The sequence below is a fragment of the Glutamicibacter sp. NPDC055354 genome (genome assembly GCF_053644955.1).
This window is the reverse complement of record NZ_JBSHMB010000002.1, coordinates 115,797-140,959: the sequence shown is the minus strand read 5'-3', so window position 1 is coordinate 140,959 and position 25,163 is coordinate 115,797. Positions and strand designations below refer to the sequence as shown.

Sequence of the window (25,163 nt, the reverse complement as noted above, 5' to 3'; positions counted from 1 at the left end):
TACCGAAAGTGGGGCATTCTTTTACCAAGAGGTTTTCACGAGACGGGGATCACAATGCCATATATAGACCTGAATTCAGACGTAGGCGAGTCGTTCGGCAACTGGACGATGGGCGACGACGCCGCCATCTTCACCTCCGTGTCTTCGGCCAATGTAGCTTGCGGGTTCCACGCTGGAGACCCCAGCACCATCGCCCAGACCTGCCGCGATGCGGTCAGCGCCAACGTCACCATCGGAGCCCATGTGGGCTACCGCGACCTGGCCGGTTTCGGCCGCCGCTTCCTGGACTGCTCGGCCACCGAATTGGCCGATGACGTCCTCTACCAGCTAGGAGCCCTGCAGGCCCTGGCACGCGCCGCAGGCAGCGAAATCAAGTACGTCAAGCCGCACGGCGCCCTGTACAACGCCATCGTGCACCACGAGGTGCATGCCCAGGCCGTCGTTGATGCCATCAAGGCCTTCGGCACCGACCTGCCGGTCCTGCTGCTGCCAGGTTCTGTCGCCCTGCAGAAGGCCGAAGCCGCTGGCCTGCGCGGCGTCGCCGAAGCCTTCGCCGACCGCAACTACACACCGGAAGGCACCCTGGTCTCCCGCCGCGAATCCAACGCCGTATTGCACGACCCCGCGCAGGTCACCGAGAACATGGTCCGCCTGGCCACCGAAGGCACCATTGTCGCCGTGGACGGCAGCACCATCAAGATGGAAGCCGAGAGCATCTGCCTGCACGGCGATACTGCCGGTGCAGTGGCCATGGCCAGCGCCGTGCGCGCAGGACTGGAACATGCCGGCGTGCAGATCCGGAGCTTCGCGTGAGCATCCGCGCCATTCACCGGGCAGGTTCCCATGATCTGCTCATCGACCTGGACTCGCTCGATGCTGTCTTGGCGCTCAACGCCGCCTTGGAAACCTCTCCCCTGTCCGGACAGCGCGACCACTTGGCCGCCGCGCAAACGGTACTGCTGAAATTCGATTCCGCGCAGAGCGCCGAACGGGCCATGGCAGCACTGCCAGAACTTGAAGTAGCTTCTGCACTCCACGCTGCGGGCAAGCTGGTTGAAGTACCAGTGAATTACGATGGCGAAGACCTCGCCGCAGTGGCCGAGCTGACCGGGCTGAGCACCGAGGCAGTGATCAATGCGCACACCAGCCAGAGGTGGCGTGCAGTATTTGGCGGATTCGCTCCCGGCTTCGCCTATCTGCTCGGCGAAAACCAGGACTTGCATGTCCCGCGCAGAGACTCCCCGCGCACCAAGGTGCCCGCCGGAGCGGTGGCGCTCGCCGGTGAGTACTCGGCCGTCTATCCGCGCCAATCCCCAGGAGGCTGGCAGCTGATTGGGCATACCGATCTGCAAATGTGGGATTTGCAGCGCGAAAATCCTGCATTGATCCGGCCGCAGGATACCGTGCAGTTCGTCCGGGCCACCCGGAAAATATCGGTGAGCCAAGCACCCGCCGCACAAGACGAAGCATCAGTGCAGGCACTTGCCGGTGGCCTGAAAATCATCGACGCCGGCCTGCAGTCCCTGCTCCAGGATGCCGGACGCATCGGCTACGGCAACCTCGGAGTTGGCGTCGCAGGAGCCGCAGACCCGGCCGCCTTCCACCAGGCCAACCGCCTGGTGGGCAACCAACCAGGCCAAGCCGTGATCGAGAACCTCGGCAGCCGCATCACCGTTGAAGCCGAGCAAGACCAAGTGCTGGCGCTCACCGGCGCCGAAGCAGAACTCTGGATCACCCCGGCCGAAGACGACCAGGTCCGCACCCCGCGCCAGGCCGCGGCCAATGCACCGTTCGCGCTGCTGCACGGCGAGCGCCTGGAGGTTGAACCCGCCGGCCGCGGGCTGCGCAGCTACCTTGCGGTGCGCGGCACCATCGAGCAGGAAACGGTCCTCGGCTCACTGTCTACCGACACCCTTTCCGGAGTCGGCCCCCAGCCTTTGCAAGCCGGTGGCTTGCTGCCGGTGAACCGCCCGCAGCTGGGCCACATCGTTGGCAACAGCGAACCGAGCACCCTGCCGGTCCCAAACGATAACGGCGTGTACACGCTGCGCGCCATGCCCGGTCCGCGTGCCGATTGGTTTGGCCAGGCGGGCCTGGACCAGCTGGCCGCCCAGATTTGGGATGTCACCAGCGAATCCAACCGCGTGGGCGTGCGCCTGGATACCGGGCAGCAGCCGCTGCAGCGCGTCCGCTCCGGGGAACTGGCCAGTGAAGGCGTAGCCCGCGGATCCTTGCAGGTGCCGCCCTCCGGCCTGCCGGTGCTGTTCCTCGCAGATCATCCGGTCACCGGCGGCTATCCGGTGATCGCCACCGTCATTGCCGAAGACCTCAGCGCAGCCGCGCAGCTTCCGCCCGGAAGCAGAATTCGATTCGAACTCCATCCCGCTGCCGGCCACGCGGCATCAGACGCCTAAGGAATTGCCATGAAAAAAGTTCTCATCGCCAACCGAGGCGAAATCGCGGTCCGCATTGCCCGGGCGGCCACCGACGCAAATATTTCGTCGGTAGCCATCTACTCGGACCCGGATGCCGATGCCCTGCACGTGCGCCGCGCAGATGAAGCGTACCCGCTGCATGGTTCCACCGGCGCGGACACCTACCTGGATATCGAGAAGATCATCGAGATTGCCAAGCGCTGCGGCGCCGATGCGGTGCACCCCGGCTACGGTTTCCTCTCGGAGAACGCGAACTTCGCCGCCGCCGTCATCGAAGCCGGCATGAGCTGGATTGGCCCGCCTCCCGCGGCCATCGAAGCACTGGGCAACAAGGTCACGGCCCGGCAGATCGCGGTGCGCGCAGGTGCGCCGCTGGCCCCGGGCACCGACGGCCCGGCAGCGGACGCCGGCGAGGTGCGGGCCTTCGCTGAAGAGTACGGCGTGCCGGTCGCCATCAAGGCGGCCTTCGGCGGCGGTGGCCGCGGCATCAAGATCGCCTACTCGCTCGATGAGATCTCCGATGCTTTCGAGTCCGCCACCCGCGAAGCCACCGTGGCCTTTGGCCGTGGCGAATGCTTCGTGGAACGTTTCCTGGCCAAGCCGCGCCACGTCGAGGCCCAGGTGCTGGCCGATACCCACGGCAATGTGGTGGTCGTCGGCACCCGCGACTGCTCCTTGCAGCGCCGCCACCAGAAGCTGGTGGAAGAGGCGCCTGCCCCGTTCTTGACCGATGAGCAGCGGACCCGGATCCATCAGTCCGCGAAGGCGATCTGCAAGGAAGCCGGATATGTCGGGGCCGGCACCGTGGAATATCTGGTGGCCCAGGACGGGTTGATCTCCTTCTTGGAGGTCAATACCCGTTTGCAGGTGGAGCACCCGATCACCGAGGAGACTTCCGGCGTCGATCTGGTGGCCGAGCAGTTCCGAATTGCCGATGGCCTGCCTTTGTCCATTACCGAGGACCCGCAGCCCACCGGCCATGCCATCGAATTCCGCATCAATGCCGAGGATCCGGCTCGCGGCTTCCTGCCTGCGCCCGGCACCGTGGAGCGGTTCGAAGCGCCAACCGGCGCCGGCGTGCGCGTGGACTCGGGCGTGCGCAGCGGCTCGGTCATTCCGCCGTTCTACGACTCGATGATCGCCAAGCTGATTGTGCGCGGGGCCGACCGGAACCAGGCGTTGCGCCGTGCCCGCCTGGCACTGGAAGAAATCAGCATTGCCGGTGTTCCCACGGTCCTGCCATTCCACCGCGCCGTCATCGAGCACGAAGCGTTCAACGGCGAATCCCTGGGCGTCTACACCACGTGGATCGAGGACGAGTTCCTCAACGAGGTCGAGGCCAGCGACGAGATGGATCTGGACCAGCGCGATACCAGCCGTGAAACCATCACTATAGAGCTCGACGGCAAGGCCGTCCAGCTGGGTCTTCCCGCTGCACTGACCAACGCGTTGCGCCATACCCCGGGAGCCGGCACCGCCGCCACCCAGGATGATGCTGCCGGCGAGGTCGATGCCGCCGCGGTACGCAGCACCATGGACGGGAACCTCGTCCGCTTCGCTGCAGAAGATGGCAGTGCAGTCGCCGAAGGGCAGAGCATTGCCATCGTCGAGGCGATGAAGATGGAATCCACCATCACCGCGCACCGTGATGGCATCTTCCGTGCAGCGGACTTGAGCGCAGGGTCAGCCGTACGCCGCGGCGACACCTTGGGCACCATCGGCTAGCGTCCAGGCCATGAAGTCCGTACCCGCAAGCCAGTTGGGATAAATTGGAAGCATGAAAGCCACCAGCAGCACCTCGCATCCAGCCAAGGCCCCTCACGCGCACAGCGGGCTCTGGGCTGCCAATGAGCTGCGCCGCCGCATTGCCGAAGGCGAGCTATTGCCCGGTGACAAGCTTTCCGAACAGACCCTGGCTGAATCGTTGGGGCTCTCGCGCAATACCTTGCGCGAGAGCTTCACCTTGCTCAATAGCGAGCTGATCATCACCCGGATCCCCAACCGGGGTGTTTTCGTGGCTTCTCCGGATGCTGATGATGTGCGGGAAATCTATGCGGTGCGCCGTACCGTCGAGCCGGCATGCCTGGCGTGGGGCCAAGACATCGACCTGGACCGGTTGGGCAAGATCATCGAAGAGGCTCGCACAGGTCTGGCTGCCGGCGACGTGCCGCGGATGGCCAATGCCAATCAGGCCTTCCACAAGCAGCTGGTCGCCTCCTCCGACAGCGAACTGCTCCAGGAGCTGATGAGCCGCGTGCTGGCCCGCATGCGCCTGGTCTTCCACGCCATGAGCGACGCCCCGGATTTCCATTCGCACTACGTAGAGCGCAATGCGAATCTGCTGGCCATGCTCCGCGCCGGAAAGCGCCTGGAAGCCGCCCAGACCCTGCGCGGCTATCTCGACACCGCTGAAGCTGAATTGCTCAGCCACATCGCCCAACGCCCGGAGTAGGCATGGAACAGGGCCTTGGCCCATTCCGCTTACGATTTCCATCTCATCCGCGCCGTGCATTCCTCACTGCTTTGCGGCAAATGACAGCCTCCAGCGCATGCCTCATCGGGTTGCGCACTCTTGTTTTCCACGGATGCCCCAGAGGCCAAATCCGGGCTTGCCCCGCGGAATTTCCACTGCGATCACCGATTTTCCGGATCCTTGATGCTATCGCCCCCGCCAGCCTGCCGGTGCGGGCAGCCGCAAGCCCAGCGCCCTGCGGGTTTCCTCGACGCACGGACAAGCCAAGCAAGCACATAGATAGCCAACGTATGGTTTAACGAAACCATTGCGCGCCACGGCCGTTTCATCACGGCCTAGGCCCTCGTCCCCTGCTTGGAAGGTCGCACCACCCGTGAAATTGCCTGTAGCCGAATTGCACATCCACCTTGAGGGAACGCTGGAACCAGAAATGATCATGGCGCTGGCGGCAAAAAACGGTGTTGAGCTGCCCTATGCCACCGTTGACCAGCTGCGTGCCAAGTACCAGTTCAGCAATCTGCAGTCCTTCCTCGACCTGTTCTATGCGAATATGGCGGTCTTGCGCACCGCTGGAGACTTCCACGAAATCACCGTGGCCTACCTGCAGCGCGCCCATGACTCCGGCGTGCGCCATGTGGAATTGTTCTTCGATCCACAAGCTCACATCCAGCGCGGACTGGGCATGGGCGAGGTCATCGCCGGCATCCGTTCCGGTCTGGACGAGGGCGCAGAACGCTGGGGGATCTCCCACAAGCTCATCGCGTGCTTCTGGCGCCATGCCCCAGCGGAAGAAGCGATGGACTTGATGAAGGTGCTGGTCGCCGAGAAGCACGATATCGATGGCATCGGCCTGGATTCCTCGGAGGTGGGTTTCCCGCCCGAGCTGTTTCAGGAAGTCTTTGCCTATGCCCGCGCCTACGGCCTGCACGTCGTTGCCCATGCGGGCGAGGAAGGCCCTGCTGACTACATTTGGCAGGCGCTGGACTTGCTGGAGGTTGAGCGCGTGGACCACGGCATCCGTTGCCTGGACGACCCGACGCTGGTTCAGCGCTTGGTCGACGAGCAGATGCCTTTGACTGTCTGCCCGCTATCCAACATCCGCTTGCGTGCGGTGGACACCATGGCCGATCATCCGTTGCCGCAGATGCTCGAAAAGGGCTTGAAGGTTTCGGTGCATTCTGATGATCCTTCCTATTTCGGCGGATACATGGATGCCAATTTTTCCTCGCTCATGGCAAGCTTCAACTTCAGCACCGGGCAGCTGGCTACGCTGGCAAGGAATTCCTTTGAATCCGCATTCCTGGATGAAGAATCCAAGCAGGTACTGCTTGCCGAAGTCCAGGCCTGGGTTCAGCGGCAAAGCCTTTAGACATGGGAACGCGGCGGCCTCTTGGGGGAAGACCACCGCGTTCGATCCAGGGCCAAAGGCCCTGGCGGAAACTTGGCGGCCCCCTTGGGGTGAGGCCGCCTCGTTCGGTCTATGAGCTAGGGAACCTGGTATTGGGAATCCCTGATATCCGTGATGAGCATGTGCCCCGGTGCGTGGCCGATGGCCAAGGCCGGGCGGGACTCCATCACGGCTGCCTGCGGCGTGACGCCGCAGGCCCAGAACACCGGAATCGTCCCTTCCGGGATCTGCACTGCATCTCCGAAGTCCGGTGACCCCAGATCTGCTATGCCCAGCTCTTGGGGATTCCCGATATGCACGGGAGCCCCGTGCACAGCTGGATAGCGCGAGGTAATGCGTACCGCGTCGGCAACCTGCGAGGCAGGAATCGGACGCATGGAGACCACCATCGGACCGGACATCGCTCCGGCCGACTGCGAGCGGATATTGGTCTTGTACATTGGCACGTTCACGCCCTGGTCGATATGCGCGATGGAAATGCCGCTTTCCATCAGTGCGCTCTCGAAGGTGAACGAGCAGCCGACAATGAAGGTCACCAGATCATCCCGCCAGTACATGGACAGGTCGGTGGGTTCATCCACCTTGACCCCGTTTTCGTAAACCGTGTACTTCGGCACGTCGGTACGGATGTCCCCGCCTGCCAGCAACTCGTTGCTGGTTTGCCCCGCCTCCAGGACACCGAGGATCGGGCAGGACTTGGGGTTGCGCTGGGCAAAGAGCAGCACATCGAAGGCCAACTCCTGGGGAACGATGATCAGATTCGCCTGCGCATATCCAGCGCTGATCCCGGCGGTAGGCAGCACCTGCCCGGCACGGAACAATTCGCGGGCTTCGCTTGGGGCCATCGCCGCACGTTCGGAATGCCCGAGACTCTTCAGGTCCTTCATGATTGCTTGGCTCCTAGCCGTTCCAGAGGGCTGCCAGACCCGAAATCGAGTTCCAGCCGAGGTAGACGCTGAGCAGCCAGGTCAAGGCACCGATGACCAGCAGGGCCTTGGGGTAGTTGTATCCGTTCATCAGGTCGCGGCGGCGCCATGCGACCCAGAGCAGTACTGCGAAGCCCACAGGAAGGATCAGACCGTTGAAGGCTCCGGCGAAGATCAGCAGGGTTGCCGGCGCCTTGCCCAGGAACAGGTAGATGATCCCGCAGACCACGATGAAAGCCACGGTGATCAGGTTGCGGGTGCGCTCCGGGGTGGTGCGCTTGGTGATGAAGGAAACCGAAGTGTAGGCGGCACCGATCACACTGGTCAGCGCGGCAGCCCAGAGGATGATGCCGAAAGCACGGATGCCGATGGGGCCGGCGGCGTGGCCGAAAGCTTCGGCAGCCTTGTTGTCGCTGGTCAGCGCTACGCCGCCAGCCACAACGCCGAGGATCGCGAGGAAGAGCAGTACGCGCATGACACCGGTGACGATGATTGCCAGGGTCGAGATGTTGGAGATCGACTTGACATGCTCCACGCCCGATGTGCCCGAATCGATCATGCGGTGGGCGCCGGCGTAGGTGATGTAGCCGCCAACGGTGCCGCCGATCAGGGTGGTGATGATCAAGAAATCGATCTTCTCGGGGAGTACCACGTTGCGGATCGCATCGCCCACCGGTGGGGCGGCGACAATTGCCACGTACAACATCAGCAGGATCATGACGGCTCCCAGCATCACCACAATGCGGTCCAATGCCATGCCGGCTTTCTTGGAAAGGAAGACCAGGATGGCGATGGCCGCGGAGATGGCGCCGCCAATTTTGGCGTCAACACCCAGCATGGCGTTCAGGCCCAGGCCAGTGCCGGCGATATTGCCGATGTTGAAGACCATGCCGCCGATGAATACCAGTGCGGCCAGTACCCAACCGATGCCAGGGACGACTTTGTTGCCCAGTTCCTGGGCACGCATTCCGGATACCCCGATCACGCGCCAGACGTTCAGCTGGACCGCGATGTCCACAAGGATGGAGACGACAATGGCGAAGGCGAAGGCCGCGCCGATTTGGACCGTGAATTCTGTGGTCTGGGTAATGAAGCCCGGTCCAATGGCGCTGGTGGCCATCAGGAACATAGCGCCTAGGAGCGCCGTGCGCCGCGCCTTGCTGCTTTGGGATGTTGACTCAGGAAGTGCCATGATGACGTTCCAATGCGATAGTGGTGACAACCGTCACAAGGTCAATGTGATGGAAAAGACTTTACAGGTTGTTGAACAACTCTGGCAACAGGTTGTTGAACAATTTACTTTGCAGGCCTCCTCCGATCCCATTGCAAATCACCATTTATTCGTTTTGGTGCTGAGCGCTGACTAGCAAATTCCCAAAATATACTCGAGGCCCAGCAGCCCACTGGACTCCTCGAAAATTCTTTCCATCAAGTGGCTCGCGTCAGCGCAACCGGAAGGTTCCATCTTGATTCGGCACTTAAAACACCACGGCCGCGGTCACAGCGATAATTCGCCGGGACCGCGGCCGCGGGGCACTAATCGGGTTTAGTGGAAGAAGTGGCGTGCACCGGTGAAGTACATCGTGATACCGGCTTCGTTCGCTGCCGCGATGACTTCCTCATCGCGCACCGAACCACCGGGCTGCACGACAGCCTTCACGCCGGCATCGATCAGGATCTGCAGGCCGTCGGCGAAGGGGAAGAAAGCATCCGAAGCGGCCACGGAGCCCACGGCACGCTGTTCCGAAGCAGCCGCGTCAGCGTTCTCAGCGCCACCGGCTGCATCCGCGCCGGACTCGACCTTCACGCCCAGGGTGTTGGCACGTTCCACGGCCAGCTTGCAGGAGTCGATGCGGTTGACCTGGCCCATGCCGATGCCCGTTGCTGCACCATTCTTGGCCAGCAGAATCGCGTTGGACTTGGCAGCGCGCACGGCGCTCCAGGCGAATTCCAGGTCTGCCAAGGTAGCAGCGTCAGCTGCTTCGCCGGCAGCAAGGGTCCAGTTCCCCGGGTTGTCGCCCTCGGCGTCGATCTTGTCGCCGGCCTGGACCAGCATGCCACCGCTTACCTGGCGGAACTCGTTCTTGTTCCGGCCGTAGCCTTCTGGCAGGGCCAGCAGGCGGATGTTCTTCTTGGCCGAGAGGATCTGCACGGCTTCGGCCTCGAAGTCCGGGGCAATGACTACCTCGGTGAAGATGCCCTTGACGGTTTCTGCCATTTCCTTGGTGACCGTGCGGTTGGCGGCGATGACGCCGCCGAATGCGGACACCGGGTCGGTAGCGTGGGCCTTGCGGTGCGCGTCAGCGATTGGATCTGCAGCGTCATCCGAAGCGACGGCCACACCGCAAGGGTTGGCGTGCTTGACCACAGCCACAGCCGGCTTCTCGAAGTCGTAGGCGGCACGCAGTGCAGCATCTGCATCCACGTAGTTGTTGTAGCTCATTGGCTTGCCGTGCAGCTGATCAGCCTGGGCGATGCCGGCTGGAGCGGCTTCGTCAACGTAGAGCGCTGCCTGCTGGTGCGGGTTTTCGCCGTAGCGCAGCACATCGGCACGCTGCAGGGCCACGCCTGCGTAGGCTGGCCAGTCGATGACGCCGTCGCCGTCCTCATCCAGGAACTGGCTTGCGGTCCACGAAGCTACCGCGGTGTCGTAGGCTGCGGTGTGAGCGTAGGCCTTGGCGGCCAGGCGCTGGCGGGTCTTCAGATCGAAGCCGCCCTCGGCTGCTGCGGAGATGACCTGCGGGTAGAAAACTGGATCAACCACGATGGAAACGGCGGCGTGGTTCTTCGCTGCCGAGCGGACCATGGCTGGGCCCCCGATATCGATCTGCTCGACAACTTCATCCTGCGAGGCACCCGAGGCGACGGTCTGCACGAAGGGGTACAAGTTCACCACTACCAGGTCGATCTGCTCGATATCCATCGAGGACAGGGTATCCATGTGCTCGGTGACGCGTCGGTCCGCAAGGATGCCGCCGTGGATGCGCGGGTGCAGGGTCTTGACGCGGCCATCGAGCATTTCAGGGGAACCGGTCACCTGCTCGACCTCGGTCACGGGAATTCCAGCGGCAGCGATCTTCTTGGCCGTGGAGCCGGTGGATACCAGCTGCACGCCTGCGGCGTGCAATCCAGCGGCCAGCTCCTCCAAGCCGGTCTTGTCATAGACGGAAATCAGTGCGCGACGGATAGCGACTTTGTCCAGCACGGTCTTACTCACGAAATTTTTCTCCCGGCGGTGAGAATGAATGGGGCGGGCAGCGCAGAGGCCACCGCCTTCATTCTAACCAAGGAAGGCACCGGAATTTCAGTTCGTGTCAAGCCCCTTCCGGCAATGAGGAAAGCTGCGGGAAATATGAAGAAAGCTGCTTGTCAGTCAGGCAAAGCTGCAGAAGTTTCTCTGCATGTTCTTCATCTGCGACATAGGCCACGAGATCTGCCTTGGTCCGATCGCCCAACTCTTCGCGCAACGACCGCGCTACCGCAACCAGCGTGTGATAGTAGCGCTTGATAGTAGGTTCCCAGCCATCACGCACTGCCAGTCCGGTCATCGCCTCGGACCATAGCGTGGCCGCGGGATCTTCGCATAAATCAATGGATGACCAGTGCCAATCGCTGGGTTCCCACTTATCCGAGTAGAAGCTCTCCTCGTCGCTTTCTTCCAGATCCGCTTCCAAGGAGGCCAAGACGTCGTCGAGATCTTCATCATCGGAATCCGTGATCAGCAGCGAATCGTCTTCCAATGTGACGGTTTCAGGTTCAAGGCTTCCATCGCCGTCGGCATCGGGACGGTCCTCGTAATCGGCAGGCTCATCGGCGTCTTCACCGCGTTCCACCAATTGCTCGCGAGACTCCGTGAGGCGATCTCGTTCCAGGGCCTGCACCGAGTTCAAGGCCAGCAACGGCATGGCGATGCTTTCACTTTCCTCGGTGCTGACTCCATGCAAGGCAATGGCATAGAAGTCCTGGTCGGGGTGTCCAGCTATCACTTCCGCTGCGTGTCGAAGGGCAGTCACCCGTATAGCCTCTTCGAGAGCGGTCCAATCTACTCCCATGTCCAGAGATTACCCCCTTGCCGGCGCAGACAACAGGCCTTGACGTGGCGGGAGAAGAAGCGTAGAGAGCTACACCTGGAACCTGGTTTTCGGCTATGCTTCACGCGGTACAAACCATTTCTGCTCGCACACCGAAAGGTGCACCACTGTGTCTTCCGCACCCCTGCCTTCTGGCACATCGATCGTGCAAGAGCTGCCGTTCAAATGGAAGGTGCAGGGCACCATTTTCATTATCGGCGGACTCGGATTCATGTTCGATGCCTGGGACGTGACCCTCAACGGCGCGTTGATTCCATTGGTCGCCGAAGAGTGGGGGCTTGACCGTCCCACCGCGGCCTTGCTGGGCACTTCCAATCTGGTGGGCATGGCCCTGGGCGCCTTCCTCTGGGGCGGGATCGCCGACCGCTATGGACGCAAGAACGCCTTCAGCCTGACGCTTCTGATGTTCTCGCTATTCACCATCCTCGGCGCGCTGTCCCCGAATTTCGGCTTCTTCGTCGCCTTCCGCTTCCTGGCCGGCGTCGGCCTGGGAGGCTGCATCCCGGTGGACTATGCGCTCGTCGGCGAGTTCACCCCTGCCAAGCTGCGCGGACGCGTGCTCACCGCCATGGATGGCTGGTGGCCGGTGGGCGCGGCACTGTCCTTCTTCGTTTCGGGGTGGGTGATGGCCACCGCCGATAATTGGCGGCTGATCCTGGCGGTCATGATCCTGCCCGCGTTCATGGTGTACCTGGTACGACGCTCCATGCCCGAATCCCCGCTGTTCTTGGCAGCCAAGGGCCGCGACGCCGAGGCTCGTGCGGTCATCGACCAGCTCGTGGAACGCACCGGGGCCACTGAGCGCGAGTACGTAATTGCACCTGTGGAATTGGAAAAGGCACCGCGCTGGTGGGAGCAGGTCGCCTCGCTGTGGCGGTACTCCTGGAAGATCACCGCCACCAGCTGGCTGCTGTTCATGACCATTTTGCTGGTCTACTACCTGGCATTGACCTGGTTGCCATCGATTCTGACCGAGGCCGGAATGGCCCAGTCAGCGTCGTTCTTCGCTACCGCGGTGATGGCCCTGATGGGGCTGGTGGGCGTTGTTCTGGCAGCATTGCTGGTGGAGCGGGTTGGCCGTAAATGGCTGCTGGCGATCTCCGCGCCAATCTCAGGCATCGTGCTTGTGATCGTAGCCCAGAACCTGCATATCCCAGCGACCGCGATTGCCTGGGTGCTGGTCTTCGGCGTGGTGGTCCAGGTCGCTATTCCGGTGCTGTATGCCTATGTTTCCGAGCTGTACCCCACCGAATTGCGCGCCAGCGGTTTCGGCTGGGCCTCGACCATGTCCCGCTTTGCCGCCGGCTTCGGTCCCCTGCTCTTCGCGGCCCTGTGGCCAGTGGTCGGGCTGGGCTGGCTCTTTGCCGGCGCGACTGCGCTGGTGCTGGTAGCCGTCGTCTTCATGGCGCGATTCGCTCCAGAAACGCGCGGCATGAGTTTGGATTAAGGATCATCTGCCAGCGGCGAATGCCAGCACCTTCTGGTGCTGGCATTTGCTAGTCCTGCGTAGTTTGCGGGCGCAAGCCATCGCGCATGATCTGCACGATGCGGTCCTCCAAACCAGGCTGGCTCTTGCTGAAGGCCCGCGGCAGTGGACGGGTCATGGCCCCGATGGTGGCAATCAGTTCTATCTCCGTTACGTCTTTGCGGACCAAATTCGCGTTTTTGGCCAAGTCCAAGGCGGAGTGCAGGGACTGGCCGGCCTCTGCCTGGACCTCCAGAATGCGGGGGCTGATCTTCCGTGGCAGTTGCAGCCCGAGCGCTTCGCTCAGTGCCCCGAGATTCTGTTGGACCAGCGTGCCAAGCAGAACTTCCCAAGCGTCCGTGTCGCCGTCTTCAAGCCGCTGAACCGCTGATTGGGAAGCGATTCGGATATCCCCAAGCGTGCCGAGGGTGACTTCTTCAACCAGCGCATTCCGGTCAGCGAAGTTTCGATACAGTGTGCCGATGCCCACTCCGCTGGCCTCTGCAATAGTTTCCATCGCAATCTGGGCGCCGTGTTCTGCAAATAATTCACGAGCTGCTCGAAGGATGTTCTCACGTCGCCGAAGAGCATCTGAACGCATGAGTGGAATCCGATCTGAAGGAAATTCTGGCGCACGACTTGCCACCTGACGATTTCACGATAGCGGACAGGCAATGCTCTGACGAAGCGGAAATCAACTTTCCAGAACGAAAAGTTTGCTCCCCGCGCCCGCGCCCAGCCATTCCGCATTTCCAGAAACCGTGCTATCCCTAGGATCTAGAACCTCAAGGCCAAGGAATCCTCGGATATGCGTTTTCAGCTCATCAGGCACGGACAAACCCCATCGAATGTTGCCGGGCAGCTTGATACCGCTTACCCGGGTGCCAGCCTCACTCCGCTGGGGCATCGACAGGCTCGTGCCCTGCCGCAGGCATTCAGTGGCGGGCAGCTGCAGTCCATCTATGCCTCGACGCTGAACCGCACGCAGCTGACGGCCCAGCCATTGAGCGAATCCACCGGACAGAAGCTGCAGGTCATTGACGGCCTCGAGGAGATTTCATCAGGTACCTTGGAGATGCAGGCCGACGAGGCCTCACGCTATGCCTACGGCATGTGCCTGCATTCGTGGATGCATGGCAACTGGGAGCAGAAGATGCCCGGCGGGCCGAACGGCTACGACTTCATTGAACGATATTCCAAGGCCTTGGAAACCATCGCCCGGGCACAGGACTACTCCGGCACGGTCGCGGTATTCAGCCATGGTGCCGCCATTCGCGTCTTCAGCGCATGGGCTACGAAGATGGCGCCTGCCGATGCCGCAGAGCTGCATATCGAGAATACCGGTGGCTCCTTGCTGGAATTGGGCATCGGCGAAACGTGGACCTTGGAACGGTGGAATCCAGAACCGCTCGGTGGCGACTTCGTTCGCGATGTTCTCACCGAGGACGTGACGGGTGGCGAGGACGGCATCCCTTGAGTACCCCGCTCCACCGGGGATCGCGAGTTGCACCAACTCAGCATCTATTTTTTCGGTAGTCTGGCAGGGGAGCTCATTTTCCGCTGAGCGCACAAACGGAAGGCCCTCATGCACGACGACATTTCCCTGACCACCGGACGCGTCCGCCGCGTTCTGACCGAACGTATCCTTCCAGCGATATATTCAGAAACCATGCCATTGACCCTCTCCTGGCACGAATTGCCAGGAGAGCCGATAGCTCCTGCGCAGGGCCTTGCACTGGACTACCAGCCCACAGAGGTTGGTACCCCGTGGGGCGCGGCCTGGGGCACCACATGGTTCCATCTGCAGGGCCAGGTTCCGGCGCATTGGGCCGGACGCCGGGTGGAAGCCGTGATTGATCTGGGCTTTGACGTCAACATGACCGGGTTCCAGTGCGAGGGCCTGGTTTACCGGCCGGACGGCATCACCATCAAGGCGATCAACCCGCGCAACCAGTGGGTGCCCATTGCCGGTCAGGCCGAAGGCAATGAGGTCATCGACTTGTACCTGGAAGCGGCATCCAACCCGGTGCTGCTGGACTACCACCCGTTCCTCCCCACCGAGCAGGGCGATATCCTTACCTCGTCTTCGCGCCGGCTGTACACCACCCGCCGCATGGACCTGGCGGTCTTTGAATCCGTAGTACACGAGTTGTCGCTGGATCTGGAGGTGCTGCTGGATCTGCAAGAGCAGCTGCCGGCCGGCCCGCGCAAGATGCAGATCCTGCAGGCCATGGACAACGCGTTGGACGTGCTCGACCTGCAGCGGATTACCGAGACCGCACAGGCCGCCCGCAACGAGCTGGCAGAGGTCCTGGCCGCCCCAGCCGAGCACAGCGCGCACCAGATTTCCGCGATCGGCCACTCGCATATCGACTCGGCCTGGCTGTGGCCGCTGCGCGAAACCATCCGCAAGGTCTCCCGCACCTGCTCCTCGATGGTGGAGCTGCTGGGCGACGAGGAAGAATTCCTCTACGGCATGTCCAGCGCCCAGCAGTACAAGTGGCTCAAGACCCATCGCCCCGAGGTCTGGGATCGGGTGAAGAAGGCCATTGCCGACGGGCGCTTCCTGCCGCTGGGCGGCATGTGGGTCGAGTCCGATACCGTGATGCCCTCGGGTGAATCGCTGGTCCGCCAGTTCCTCTACGGCCAGAAGTTCTTCCGCGACGAATTCGGCATCGCTTCAAAGGGCGTATGGCTGCCCGATTCCTTCGGATACTCCCCTGCCCTGCCCCAGCTGATGCGCCGTGCCGGCTTCGAATGGTTCTTCACCCAGAAGATCTCCTGGAACCAGCAGAACAAATTCCCGCACCACACCTTCGATTGGGAAGGCATCGACGGCTCGCGCGTGTTCAGCCACTTCCCGTCGATGGACACCTACAACTCGCAGCTCTCCGGGGAGGAAGTCGCCAAGGCCTCGCGCCAGTTCCGCGAAGCGCGGCTGACCAACAACTCCATCGCACCGGTCGGCTGGGGCGATGGCGGCGGCGGCACCACCCGGGAAATGACCGGCAAAGCCAAGCGCCTGGCCAATCTGGAAGGCAGTGCGAAAGTCCGGTGGGAACACCCGAACGACTTCTTCGACCGGGCCAAAGCCGAGCTGCCCAACCCTCCGGTATGGGTGGGAGAGCTCTACCTGGAGCTGCACCGCGCCACGCTGACCAGCCAGCACCAGACAAAGCAGGGCAACCGCCGCGCCGAGCAGCTGCTGGTCGAGGCCGAACTGTGGGCGGCTACCGCAGCCCTACGCACCGGGGCCGAATACCCGTACGAGCAGCTCGACGAACTGTGGGAAACCGTGCTGCTCCACCAGTTCCATGACATCCTGCCCGGCACCTCCATCGCCTGGGTGCACCGCGAAGTGGTGGCACGCTACGCCCAGGTCATCGAGCAGGCCGAAACGCTGATCCGCGCCGCCCAGCAGCAGCTGGCTGGCGAGGGCTCCACCCCTATTGCATTCAACGGTGCGGCGTTCACGCGCAATAACCTGGCCTTCGGCCAGGCCAGGGAAGTGGAAGCCGTTCCTGTTTCCGCGGTCCGGGCAACGGCAGCCGATGGCGGCTACATCCTGGATAACTCGGTCATCCGGGTGGCGGTCAATGCCCAGGGCCTGATTGCCTCCGCGGTGGATCTGGCTACCGGCCGTGAAACTATTGCCGAGGGCCAGGAAGCGAACCTGCTGCAATTGCACCAGGACTTCCCGAACATGTGGGATGCCTGGGACGTGGACAAGTACTACCGCAACCAGGTCACCGATCTGCGCGAGCTCGATAGCCTGGAGCTGTCTTCGCGCGAGGACGGCAGCCAGGTCATCACGATTGCCCGCAGCTTCTCCAAATCCACGCTGGTCCAGGAACTGTCGCTGGCGCCAGGCTCGCGGACCGTGCAGATCTCGCAGAGTACCGATTGGCATGAGGCAGAGAAATTCCTCAAGGTCGCCTTCCCGCTGGATATCCGTGCCGAGCATGCAATTGCCGAAACCCAGTTCGGCTACCACAAGCGCGTTACCCACGTGAATACCAGCTGGGAAGCGGCGAAGTTCGAAACTTCCATGCACCGCTTCGTGCTAGCCGAGGAACCCGGCTTCGGCGCGGCACTGGTCAATGATTCCATCTACGGATTCGATGTCACCCGCGATGCCAAGGACGCGGCCGTCACGACAACCATGCGCCTGTCATTGCTGCGAGCCCCGCGCTTCCCGGATCCTGAAACCGACCAAGGCCTGCAGGCCCACCGCTACGGTTTGGTCATCGGCGCGGACGTGGCCATGGCAACAGAAGCCGGCGCCTTGCTCAACAGCGCAGAGCGAGTCGTCCATGGCGCCCACGGCGTGGACCCACTGGTATCGGTCACCGGCGAAGGCCTGGTGATTTCCAGCGTGAAGCTGGCTGCGGACCACTCCGGCGATTTGGTGGTGCGGGTCTATGAATCCCTGGGGCGCCGTGCCAGCGGCAGCCTGTTGGTCAACGCGCAGGCCTTGTCTGCAGCCACCGCGAGCCTGCTGGAAGATGAGCTGGCGGGGCAAGTCCTCGAGCTTTCCGATGGTGCTGTGCCGCTGAGGCTGGGCGCTTTCGAAGTGCGCACCCTGCGCTTCGCCCTGGCCAGGTAACCGCGGGTTCCGGGGCTGGCCCTTCGCACGCCATGGCGTGCGAAGGGCCAGCCCCGCTGCAATCCACGGTCCTGGCTTGCTGGACTCACTGGATCAGTCTCCCGTCCGGAGCAACCGCATAACCGACCCCGCCTACGCCCTGGCCGTTGGTATCACCGGGCTTGGCGTCCTAGCCGGGGAGGATTCCGCCGACCCCTACCAGGGCGATGGCTCATAGTCCTTGAGGAAGCAGCCATACAGGTCAATGCCGCGTTCCCCGTCAACGATCGGCTGGTACACCCGGGCTGCGCCATCAATCAGGTCCAAGGGGGCGTGCCACCCGTCGGCGACTTTCCGGACCTTCGCATCATGCGGGCGCTCATCGGTGATCCACCCGGTGTCCACCGCGCTCATGAGGATCCGGTCGGTCTTCAGCATCTCTTCCGCGCTGGTGCGGGTGAGCATGTTCAGCGAGGCCTTGGCCATATTGGTGTGCGGGTGCCCGGCCCCCTTGTAGCGGCGGGAGAACTGGCCTTCCATCGCCGAGACGTTCACGATGTACTTGCGCCGGGCCCCGCTGGCGGCCAAGGCCGGGCGCAGCCGCGAAGCGAGCAGGAACGGGGCGGTGACATTGCACAACTGCACTTCGAGCATTTCCAGGGCATCAACATCACCCAGGATCTGCGTCCAGGAATTATCCGTCACCACGTCCGGGATCAAGCCCCCGGCATCGATTGCGGTTCCCGCTGCGATTCGTTCCAGCGATGCGGAGCCGGCCCTCATGGCCAGATCGGCCAGCTGCTGCGCATCGTAGCTTTCCGATGCCGCCGGGGCCAGCAGGGCTGATTCTTCCAGGCGGAAGGCACTGGCCAGGGCCTTGGGATGCTCGGAGGGCGGGTTCGCTTCGCCCCACAGCTCCGGTCCCCCGTTGCCAGGCAGCAACTGCGCGGCCAGGGGCTGCTGCTCGGATTCAACCAGATGCTGGTAGGAGTTGGCCGTGCGCCGCACGGTCTGGGCGGCGTTGTTGATCAGGATATCGAGCGGTCCTTCGGCAGCCACGCGGTCGGCCAGGGAGATGACCTGTGCGGGGTCGCGCAAGTCGATGCCGGCAATGCGCAGCCGGTGCATCCATTCGGCACTGTCCTCCAGTGCCGCGAAGCGCCGTGCTGCGTCCTTGGGAAAACGCGTGGTGATGGTGGTGTGGGCTCCATCGCGCAGCAGCCGCAGCGCGATGTGCATGCCGATTTTGGCTCGCCCGCCGGTCAGCAAGGCGCGCTTGCCGCTCAGGTCCGCGCGCGCGTCTCTGCGTTCGCGTCCCTGTGCGGCGCAGTCAGGGCAGAGATAATGGTGGAAGGCATCCACGGTGGTGTAGCGCTGCTTGCAGATGTAGCAGCCACGCGGCTTGCGGAATTCCCCGGCGCTTGCGCTTCCGGTTGAACTGCTCAGGTCCAGGCCGAGGGTTTCGTCATCCAGCCGTTGCGGCGAGCCGGTGGCGGTGCGCTCGATCACTGCCCTGTCCGCGGCACTGATCTCGGCACGCTTTTGGGACTTGCGGTAGCGCTTGGCCGCCTTGAACATATTGCTGGTGGCCCTGCGCACGGCAATGTGCCGTTCATCCTCGGGATCCAGCTGGTGCACCACCGACAGGACCTTCAAAGCGGCGGATAGTTCTGCTTCGGTAAACAGTTCGGTTTCTGGTGCCTGCAAGGGCAGCGGCGTAGGTTCAGTCATCTCCCCACCAATTTTACGCGGTGGGCAGCGCCCTATTTTCCCTTGGCGAGATCGGCGAGCGTGGCAATGAGCAGGCGGCGCTCGACGAGCTTGATGCGCTCATGCAGCGATTCCTCGGTGTCGTGCTCTTCAATCGGCACGGCTTCCTGGCGCAGGATCGGACCGGTATCAACCCCGGCATCGGCAATGTGCACGGTGCAGCCGGTGACCTTCACGCCGTAGGCCAGCGCATCGCGCACGCCGTGGGCGCCGGGGAAGGACGGCAGCAGCGCAGGGTGGGTGTTGATGTAGGTGCCGTCGAAGGCGTTGATGAATTCCTCGCCGACGATGCGCATGAAACCGGAGGAGACAACATAGTCCGGGGCGTAGGACAAGCACTTTCCGGTGAGCGCATGGTTCCATTCGCCGCGATCCGCGTAGTCCTTGAAGTTCACGACGAACGTTTCGATTCCGGCTTCAGCCGAACGCTGCACGCCGTAGGTGCCGTGCTTATCCGCTCCCACGGCCGCAATCTCGACATTGTCCAGCTGGCCGTCGGCCACTGCGTCGATGACTGCCTGGAGATTAGAACCGGTACCTGAAACCAAAACCACAATGCGCATGAATTCAATTCTACGGTTCGCCGGGTCCGGCGCTTCATCCCGGACGCAATGTTGCATGGCGTTTCGATCCGCAGGCCTTTTCCCGGCACCGTTGCCGCGCCGGCCCTAGACTGGCCGTAAGAGCGCCATTCGAAGTGGAGAAGTTGATGAGCCAGATAGTTCCCGACGGCAAGGACTGGACCGTTGTCCTGGACGCGGTGTGCGCGCAGTGCGCCGTCGATGTGCGCGGCATCTCGCCCGGCGATGCCATGACCCAGCTTCCGGTGTGCGTGGACCGCTACATCGAGGTGCTCGCGCGCCCCGATGCCCAGACCCGCACGAACCCTTCCCGCTGGAGCGACCAGGAGTACGTGGCCCACGTCGCCGAAATGCTGCAGGTGATGACCGGGCGCCTGGACCTGATGCTTGAGCACGATGACCCGACGTTCCCCAACTGGGACCAGGACCGGGCCGCCGACGAGGGAAACTACAATTCGCTGCCTGCAGGGCAGGTCGCCGAGCTGTTGCGCGAAAGCGCCGCCCGCTACGCCGCGAAGCTGTCGAGCATCGACTCGGCGCAGTATTCCCGCCGCGGCCTGCGCTCGAACGGTGCCGCGTTTACCATTGAAACGCTGAATCAGTATGCCTGGCATGACGTCATGCATCATCTGTGGGATCTGGCTCCGCAGACCAGCTAGGCGCGCCCGACACAAACGAAGGGGCCAAATGGCAGGTGCACTGCCCTTTGGCTAGACTTCTTGGCGTACGCGCGAAAACAGTTCTACATAAGGAGCCAGGCAGTCATGCCCAAGGCATATTTCGGGAAAATTTCTGCACTGGCTTTCACCGGGCTGCTGTCCTTGACCGCGTGTTCTGCCGGGATTCCGGAGACCGGTGAATCCGCTGCTCCAGTCCCATCGGCTGAAGAATACATGCCGCTTCTGGTGCAAACGCAGGATGATGAAGACAAGCTTCCCGAAGGCTTTGAGGATACCGAGTCCTACGACGCGGAAACTCGCCACCTGCTGGCCACCTCGGACTTCGGCAGGCACTACGTCGCAGTAGGCAGCGAAGGCCAGCTGTGCATGATCGCCGTTCCCAAGCCCGTGGAAGAAGATGGCGATTACGAGATCGCCGGGACCACCTGCCCGACGATGGATTATGTGGTCCAGAACGGTATTCCGCTCAAGGTCGATGGCGGTGAAAACAGCTTCAAGACCGTCACCTACCTGATGCCGGCTGGCATCAGCGACGTGACGGTGGAGAACTCCATCTCCGAGCTTCGCGCCGAGCATCCCGAACTTGAAGCCGAGGATATCCAGGTAGTTGCCGAGAATGATTCGGTGCTGCTGGTGATGGAGGAGTCGACTGCCAGTGCGCTGGGGACGATCACCATCAACCGCCCCGATGGCGATCCGCTGGTCCTGGCCAGCCTGACCTAGGCCAACAGCGGCAAGCCTCTAGCCTTCGAGTACAGGGTCGGTCTCGAACAGCGGGGCAATCAAGTAGCCGATCGCGGTGCCCACACCGATTTGCAGTGCCAAGGCACCTGCGGTCGCCCACATGTTCGGGCCTATCTCTACCAGTCGCCCAATGGCCAGGGAGCCGGATGACAGCCAGGAACCGATCAGGCTCAGCAGCCCGCAGACAATGCCGGTGAAGACCGCCAAGGACGCGGTCGATGCCGCCAGCGACAGGGCATTGAACGGAATGCGACGGGCAAACCAGTCTTCGAGGTGGTTCTCGCCAACGCGCAAGAAGTACCAGCCGGCCACGATGCCCGCGGCCACGGGAATCAGCAGGAACAGCCATTGATGGGCCATCTCGCCTGAAGGAAGTGAAGCCAGCATCGGAATCGACGGCAGCGGACCCACCGTGGTTTCCAAGGTGGACAGGGTGCTGCCGGTACCGATGCTGAAACCGCCGCCGCTGATCCAGGACAAGACCCAGAACACTGCGTTCGGGATGAAGGACAGCTGCACCGTGGTCAGCGCGGCCGAGCCGATCGGGCCGGGGCGCAGCTCCTGCGACACGTTGGCGACGTCGGTCCAGTGCACGCCCAGGTTGATGGCCAGCAGCAATCCGGAGATTCCCACGGCAGCGACATAGCCGAGGAACCCGGCCACGATCACATGCCATACGTAGGATCCGGCCCAGCGGCGATGCGGTGAGATCCGCTGGATATAGGCGGCCGTATCGACACCGAAAAGGCGAGCCCAGGAGCCTGCTTCGCGCCGCGCGCCAATGATCAGGCCCACGAGCGCGATGATCAGCGGAATGAAGGTCGCCGCGATGATATTGACCCGCGCATGCGCGTTATTGGCGAGGAACCCGATACCGGTACCGATGGCCCCGTAGGCCACGAAGGCGCCGAGCAGCCCTTGCCAGAGCTGGTCGGTGTAGGAAGCGCGAGCGATGCGCCGTCCTGCACGCAAGCAGAACAAGAACGGCAACAGCGATAGTCCCAACGGGATCAGCGTGACCCATCCGGTCACTGAACTGGGGTCAGCTTCGGGGCCGAGATTCAGGATCTCCACCGGCACGCCGTGGATAAGCAGCCAAATGAGGCCGCCGAACTGCAAGATGGCCTCAAACGAGTCTTCGAGGAAGCCTCCGCTGAAATAGACGGCGACCAGCGGCAGGGTGATCAGGGCAAGGCAAAAGACCACGGATTGCAGTATCTCGAAGACCCCCTGCAACGCCAGGGGCATTGGCCAGCCGTTGCGCAGGCGCAACATCACTGCCTTCATGGGTTTCTTTTCGCGGCTCATCATCTTCAATGTTGCCATCATTGGCGCCGACCGGCCTCGATCGACGCGCAATGCTGACCTGAAGGGTTGCCTAGAACACTGGGCTAATAGCTGTCCGGAGCAGCGCTTTGGGCCTCGGAATTGAAGCTTGCAGCCAGTGCTTCGGTGGCACGCGCCAGCAGTGCCACGTCGGCACCCACGCCGACGTAATCCGCGCCGGCGGCCATGTATTCGCGGGCGCTCTTCAGGTCGAAGGCGTTGACCCCGGCATACTTGCCTGCGGCCTTGGCGGCATTGATGGACTTGATCACCGCAGCGACCACGTCCGGGTGGCTCTGCTGGCCGATGACGCCCATGGAGGCGGCCAGGTCCGATGGACCGATGAAAATCCCGTCAACACCTTCGGTGGCAACGATTTCCTCGACGTTCCGCACCGCTTCATCCGCTTCGATTTGAACCATGATGGTGATGGTCTCATCAGCGCGGGTCAGGTACTCGGGGATGCGGTTCCAGCGAGCCGAGCGGGCCAGGGCGGAACCGACACCGCGTACGCCCTTAGGCGGGTACTGGCAGGAGGCGACGGCAGCGGCGGCTTGCTGGGCATCATTGACCATCGGGATGATCAGTGACTGCACGCCCAGGTCCAGGAACTGCTTGATCACCACCGGATCGTTGACCGCAGGGCGGACCACTGGAACGACCGGGTAGCTGCGCACGGCCTGCAGCTGGGCCAAGATGTTCTGCAGGTCGTTGGGCGAATGCTCGCCATCGATGAACAACCAATCGAACCCTGCACCTGCGCAGATTTCAGCGATCAGCGGGGAAGCCGAACAGACCCAGATGCCTGCCAACGAGTGGTCGGCGTCCTTGAGCGCATCCTTCAGCGACGGATCCGCTTCTACTCGAAATGACATGTCACAGTTCCTAGCGGTCCGTAGTCGGCAAAGACGGTATCCCCTGCATTGACCCACATCGGGCGGGTGAAGGATCCGGCCAGGATGATTTCCCCGCCCTTGAGCTTGTCGCCGTGCGGGGCAATCTTGTTGGCCAGCCAGTACACGCCAGCGGCAGGGTGGTTCAGCACACCGGCTGCGACACCGGTTTCTTCGACGGTCTGGTTCTTGAACAAGATCCCGGAAACCCAACGCAAATCGATGTTCTCCGGCTTGACCGGGTTGCCGCCGATCACCATGGCACCCATGGCGGCGTTGTCGCTGATGGTATCCACAATGGTGCGGCCTTCCATCTCCACGCGGGCATCGAGGATTTCCAAAGCGGGGATGACGTATTCGGTAGCTTCGAGCACATCGAAAATGTTCGCCCGCGGGCCTTCGATGTCCTTCTTGAGCTTGAAGGCCAGCTCCATCTCCACGCGGGCACCGGTGAAGTCTTCCCACTTCAGCTTCGCGCCGGAGTCGTAGACCATGTCATCGAAGATGATTCCGTAGTCAGGCTCGGTGATTCCGGTAGCCATCTGCATGGCGCGGGAGGTCAGCCCGATCTTGCGGCCGACCAGCACGCGGCCAGCGGCTTCGGAGCGCTGGCGCCACAGGTTCTGGACCCGGTAGGAATCTTCTACCGTCATTTCTGGATAGCGTGCGGTCAGACGCGGCACGGGAGTCCGTGTCTCGCCGGCCTGGACCAGCTCATCGGCAATGGCCGTGATTGTTTCCTCGGATAGCATCGACGGCTACACCTTTCACTACTGTTCAAACCTCTTGGGGCTGCCGCCATCTCGAGGAGATGACTTAGCTCACGGTTCTTGATCGTACCGAGGTTCGAGATTGAAGGCACATCGTACTAACATTCTGCTCGACTTTTCGTGGCCTTTCGGGCTCCTTTTCGCAAAAGATTTGGCCCACGGCCATGCGCCCCGGTGCGGGTGCATGGCCGTGGGCCCAACTTGGCGGAACGGCCGACTCAGGATCCGGATTTGAGGTTTGCCAGCAACGCTTCGAAGGGCAGTGAGGAGAGTTCATCATCGGGGTCGGCGAATTCGCTGACCGAGGGAGCGATGGAACGGGTATCCCCCAAATCCGCATCAGCGGAGAATTCCCCTTCGTTCAGGGACAGCGCCAGGACGACTTCTCGCGCAACCCGGCGAGCGCGATCTGCCAGCGTGCCAGTCAGCCCCTGTCCCCCGAAGTCTTCCGAAGACGCGAAAACCGTTGTCGGCATGATCTGCGCCCTGAGGTAGGAGAAGATCGGACGCATGGCGTAGTCAACCGCGAGCTGGTGCCGCTGGGTTCCCGCGGTGGCAGCGAGCACGACCGGTTTTCCGTTGAGCGATTTAGGGTCCAGGATATCGAGGAAGGACTTGAAGAGGCCTGAGACCGAGGCCGTGAAGACCGGGGTGACGGCAACGAGCACGTCCGCATTCACCACTGCGTCGATAACTTTTTGCAGGCCCGGGGCGGCGAAACCGGTCAGCATATTATTAGTGATTTCACCAGCATGCTCACGCAGTTCGATATTGCTCACGTCGGCTTGCACGCCGGCGGCAGCTAGCTGCGCGGCAATATTCTCTCCGATTTGCCGGCCCAGCAGCGAGGAGCTCGATGGGGTTCCCAGCCCACCGCTGATGACGACTACTGACTTGCTCACTGTTCTTGCCTTTCACTATTTATATGCGTATGCATGTATCAACAGCGGGGTCGGCGGACGTATTCCCGGCATCGGCAGTTCTTTTCGCCTCGTCAGCTCAATTCAGTTTTTCAC

The 25,163-nt window shown here is 62.4% G+C and carries 22 protein-coding genes; 11 read left to right on the top strand and 11 right to left on the bottom strand.

What is annotated here, in order from left to right; genetic code table 11:
* Positions 1 to 54: 54 nt before the first annotated feature.
* The 5 genes from ACWICV_RS10875 to ACWICV_RS10855 all read left to right on the top strand — a co-directional run bounded on the left by ACWICV_RS10875 (position 55) and on the right by ACWICV_RS10855 (position 6,277).
* Positions 55 to 813 (top strand): LamB/YcsF family protein, encoded by a 759-nt coding sequence (locus ACWICV_RS10875; protein WP_454091009.1) that lies wholly within the window; start codon positions 55 to 57, stop codon positions 811 to 813.
* Positions 810 to 2,414, top strand: coding sequence for a 5-oxoprolinase subunit B/C family protein (locus tag ACWICV_RS10870; RefSeq protein ID WP_454091008.1), 1,605 nt, complete (start codon positions 810 to 812; stop codon positions 2,412 to 2,414). Before ACWICV_RS10875 ends, ACWICV_RS10870 begins: the two co-directional genes overlap by 4 nt.
* Before the next feature lie 9 nt (positions 2,415 to 2,423).
* A complete protein-coding gene (locus tag ACWICV_RS10865; protein WP_454091007.1) occupies positions 2,424 to 4,160 on the top strand; it encodes an acetyl/propionyl/methylcrotonyl-CoA carboxylase subunit alpha in 1,737 nt (578 codons plus the stop codon).
* 52 nt (positions 4,161 to 4,212) lie between these two features.
* Positions 4,213 to 4,887, top strand: coding sequence for a GntR family transcriptional regulator (locus ACWICV_RS10860; protein WP_105661647.1), 675 nt, complete (start codon positions 4,213 to 4,215; stop codon positions 4,885 to 4,887).
* A gap of 394 nt (positions 4,888 to 5,281) precedes the next feature.
* Positions 5,282 to 6,277, top strand: coding sequence for an adenosine deaminase (locus tag ACWICV_RS10855; RefSeq protein WP_454091006.1), 996 nt, complete (start codon positions 5,282 to 5,284; stop codon positions 6,275 to 6,277).
* 116 nt (positions 6,278 to 6,393) lie between these two features.
* On the opposite strand, the gene ACWICV_RS10850 is transcribed toward ACWICV_RS10855, so the two are convergent.
* Both ACWICV_RS10850 and ACWICV_RS10845 read right to left on the bottom strand, forming a co-directional pair.
* Positions 6,394 to 7,203 carry a putative hydro-lyase gene (locus ACWICV_RS10850; protein WP_402474258.1) on the bottom strand — a complete coding sequence of 270 codons (810 nt, stop codon included), beginning with the start codon at positions 7,201 to 7,203 and terminating at the stop codon, positions 6,394 to 6,396.
* 13 nt (positions 7,204 to 7,216) lie between these two features.
* Positions 7,217 to 8,434, bottom strand: coding sequence for an NRAMP family divalent metal transporter (locus ACWICV_RS10845; RefSeq protein ID WP_105661644.1), 1,218 nt, complete (start codon positions 8,432 to 8,434; stop codon positions 7,217 to 7,219).
* Between ACWICV_RS10845 and ACWICV_RS10840 the strand changes: the two genes are divergently transcribed.
* The gene (locus tag ACWICV_RS10840; RefSeq protein ID WP_454091153.1) at positions 8,388 to 8,609 is read left to right on the top strand and encodes a hypothetical protein; all 222 of its coding nucleotides are present in this window, start codon (positions 8,388 to 8,390) and stop codon (positions 8,607 to 8,609) included. The two genes, ACWICV_RS10845 and ACWICV_RS10840, sit on opposite strands and share 47 nt — an antisense overlap.
* A 179-nt stretch (positions 8,610 to 8,788) precedes the next feature.
* On the opposite strand, the gene purH is transcribed toward ACWICV_RS10840, so the two are convergent.
* Both purH and ACWICV_RS10830 read right to left on the bottom strand, forming a co-directional pair.
* Positions 8,789 to 10,459, bottom strand: a complete 1,671-nt coding sequence (gene purH / locus ACWICV_RS10835) for a bifunctional phosphoribosylaminoimidazolecarboxamide formyltransferase/IMP cyclohydrolase (protein WP_332595201.1) — start codon at positions 10,457 to 10,459, stop codon at positions 8,789 to 8,791.
* A 97-nt stretch (positions 10,460 to 10,556) separates the two neighbouring features.
* Positions 10,557 to 11,255 (bottom strand): hypothetical protein, encoded by a 699-nt coding sequence (locus ACWICV_RS10830; RefSeq protein WP_454091005.1) that lies wholly within the window; start codon positions 11,253 to 11,255, stop codon positions 10,557 to 10,559.
* A 187-nt stretch (positions 11,256 to 11,442) separates the two neighbouring features.
* Here ACWICV_RS10830 and ACWICV_RS10825 point away from each other — a divergent pair, with 187 nt between their 5' ends.
* On the top strand, positions 11,443 to 12,780 hold the full coding sequence (locus ACWICV_RS10825) for an MFS transporter (RefSeq protein WP_133833190.1): 1,338 nt from the start codon (positions 11,443 to 11,445) through the stop codon (positions 12,778 to 12,780).
* A 49-nt stretch (positions 12,781 to 12,829) separates the two neighbouring features.
* Here the strand turns inward: ACWICV_RS10825 and ACWICV_RS10820 are convergent, their stop codons facing one another.
* Complete coding sequence (locus tag ACWICV_RS10820; protein WP_133833191.1) at positions 12,830 to 13,399, bottom strand: TetR/AcrR family transcriptional regulator; 570 nt, start codon at positions 13,397 to 13,399, stop codon at positions 12,830 to 12,832.
* Between the two features lie 207 nt (positions 13,400 to 13,606).
* Between ACWICV_RS10820 and ACWICV_RS10815 the strand changes: the two genes are divergently transcribed.
* Positions 13,607 to 14,275: a histidine phosphatase family protein gene (locus tag ACWICV_RS10815; protein WP_454091004.1), complete on the top strand. Its 669-nt coding sequence runs from the start codon at positions 13,607 to 13,609 to the stop codon at positions 14,273 to 14,275.
* Between the two features lie 108 nt (positions 14,276 to 14,383).
* Positions 14,384 to 17,404 (top strand): alpha-mannosidase, encoded by a 3,021-nt coding sequence (locus ACWICV_RS10810; protein WP_454091003.1) that lies wholly within the window; start codon positions 14,384 to 14,386, stop codon positions 17,402 to 17,404.
* Positions 17,405 to 17,599: 195 nt separating this feature from the next.
* Here the strand turns inward: ACWICV_RS10810 and ACWICV_RS10805 are convergent, their stop codons facing one another.
* Both ACWICV_RS10805 and purN read right to left on the bottom strand, forming a co-directional pair.
* Entirely contained in the window at positions 17,600 to 19,114 is a 1,515-nt protein-coding gene (locus tag ACWICV_RS10805) for an SDR family oxidoreductase (RefSeq protein WP_105661637.1), read from the bottom strand.
* A 32-nt stretch (positions 19,115 to 19,146) separates the two neighbouring features.
* Positions 19,147 to 19,716 (bottom strand): phosphoribosylglycinamide formyltransferase, encoded by a 570-nt coding sequence (gene purN / locus ACWICV_RS10800; RefSeq protein ID WP_133833195.1) that lies wholly within the window; start codon positions 19,714 to 19,716, stop codon positions 19,147 to 19,149.
* Between the two features lie 146 nt (positions 19,717 to 19,862).
* Between purN and ACWICV_RS10795 the strand changes: the two genes are divergently transcribed.
* Both ACWICV_RS10795 and ACWICV_RS10790 read left to right on the top strand, forming a co-directional pair.
* Positions 19,863 to 20,393: a DinB family protein gene (locus ACWICV_RS10795; protein ID WP_454091002.1), complete on the top strand. Its 531-nt coding sequence runs from the start codon at positions 19,863 to 19,865 to the stop codon at positions 20,391 to 20,393.
* 105 nt (positions 20,394 to 20,498) lie between these two features.
* Positions 20,499 to 21,137 carry a hypothetical protein gene (locus ACWICV_RS10790; RefSeq protein WP_332489152.1) on the top strand — a complete coding sequence of 213 codons (639 nt, stop codon included), beginning with the start codon at positions 20,499 to 20,501 and terminating at the stop codon, positions 21,135 to 21,137.
* A gap of 18 nt (positions 21,138 to 21,155) precedes the next feature.
* On the opposite strand, the gene ACWICV_RS10785 is transcribed toward ACWICV_RS10790, so the two are convergent.
* The 4 genes from ACWICV_RS10785 to ACWICV_RS10770 form a co-directional block, all read right to left on the bottom strand.
* On the bottom strand, positions 21,156 to 22,487 hold the full coding sequence (locus tag ACWICV_RS10785) for a cell division protein PerM (RefSeq protein WP_286172070.1): 1,332 nt from the start codon (positions 22,485 to 22,487) through the stop codon (positions 21,156 to 21,158).
* A 62-nt stretch (positions 22,488 to 22,549) separates the two neighbouring features.
* Entirely contained in the window at positions 22,550 to 23,359 is an 810-nt protein-coding gene (locus ACWICV_RS10780) for an aldolase/citrate lyase family protein (protein ID WP_402474268.1), read from the bottom strand.
* On the bottom strand, positions 23,344 to 24,129 hold the full coding sequence (gene hpaH, locus ACWICV_RS10775) for a 2-oxo-hept-4-ene-1,7-dioate hydratase (RefSeq protein WP_400291398.1): 786 nt from the start codon (positions 24,127 to 24,129) through the stop codon (positions 23,344 to 23,346). The genes ACWICV_RS10780 and hpaH overlap by 16 nt, the downstream gene beginning before the upstream one ends.
* A 236-nt stretch (positions 24,130 to 24,365) precedes the next feature.
* Positions 24,366 to 25,049: a CE1759 family FMN reductase gene (locus ACWICV_RS10770; RefSeq protein ID WP_332489150.1), complete on the bottom strand. Its 684-nt coding sequence runs from the start codon at positions 25,047 to 25,049 to the stop codon at positions 24,366 to 24,368.
* Positions 25,050 to 25,163 lie beyond the last annotated feature (114 nt).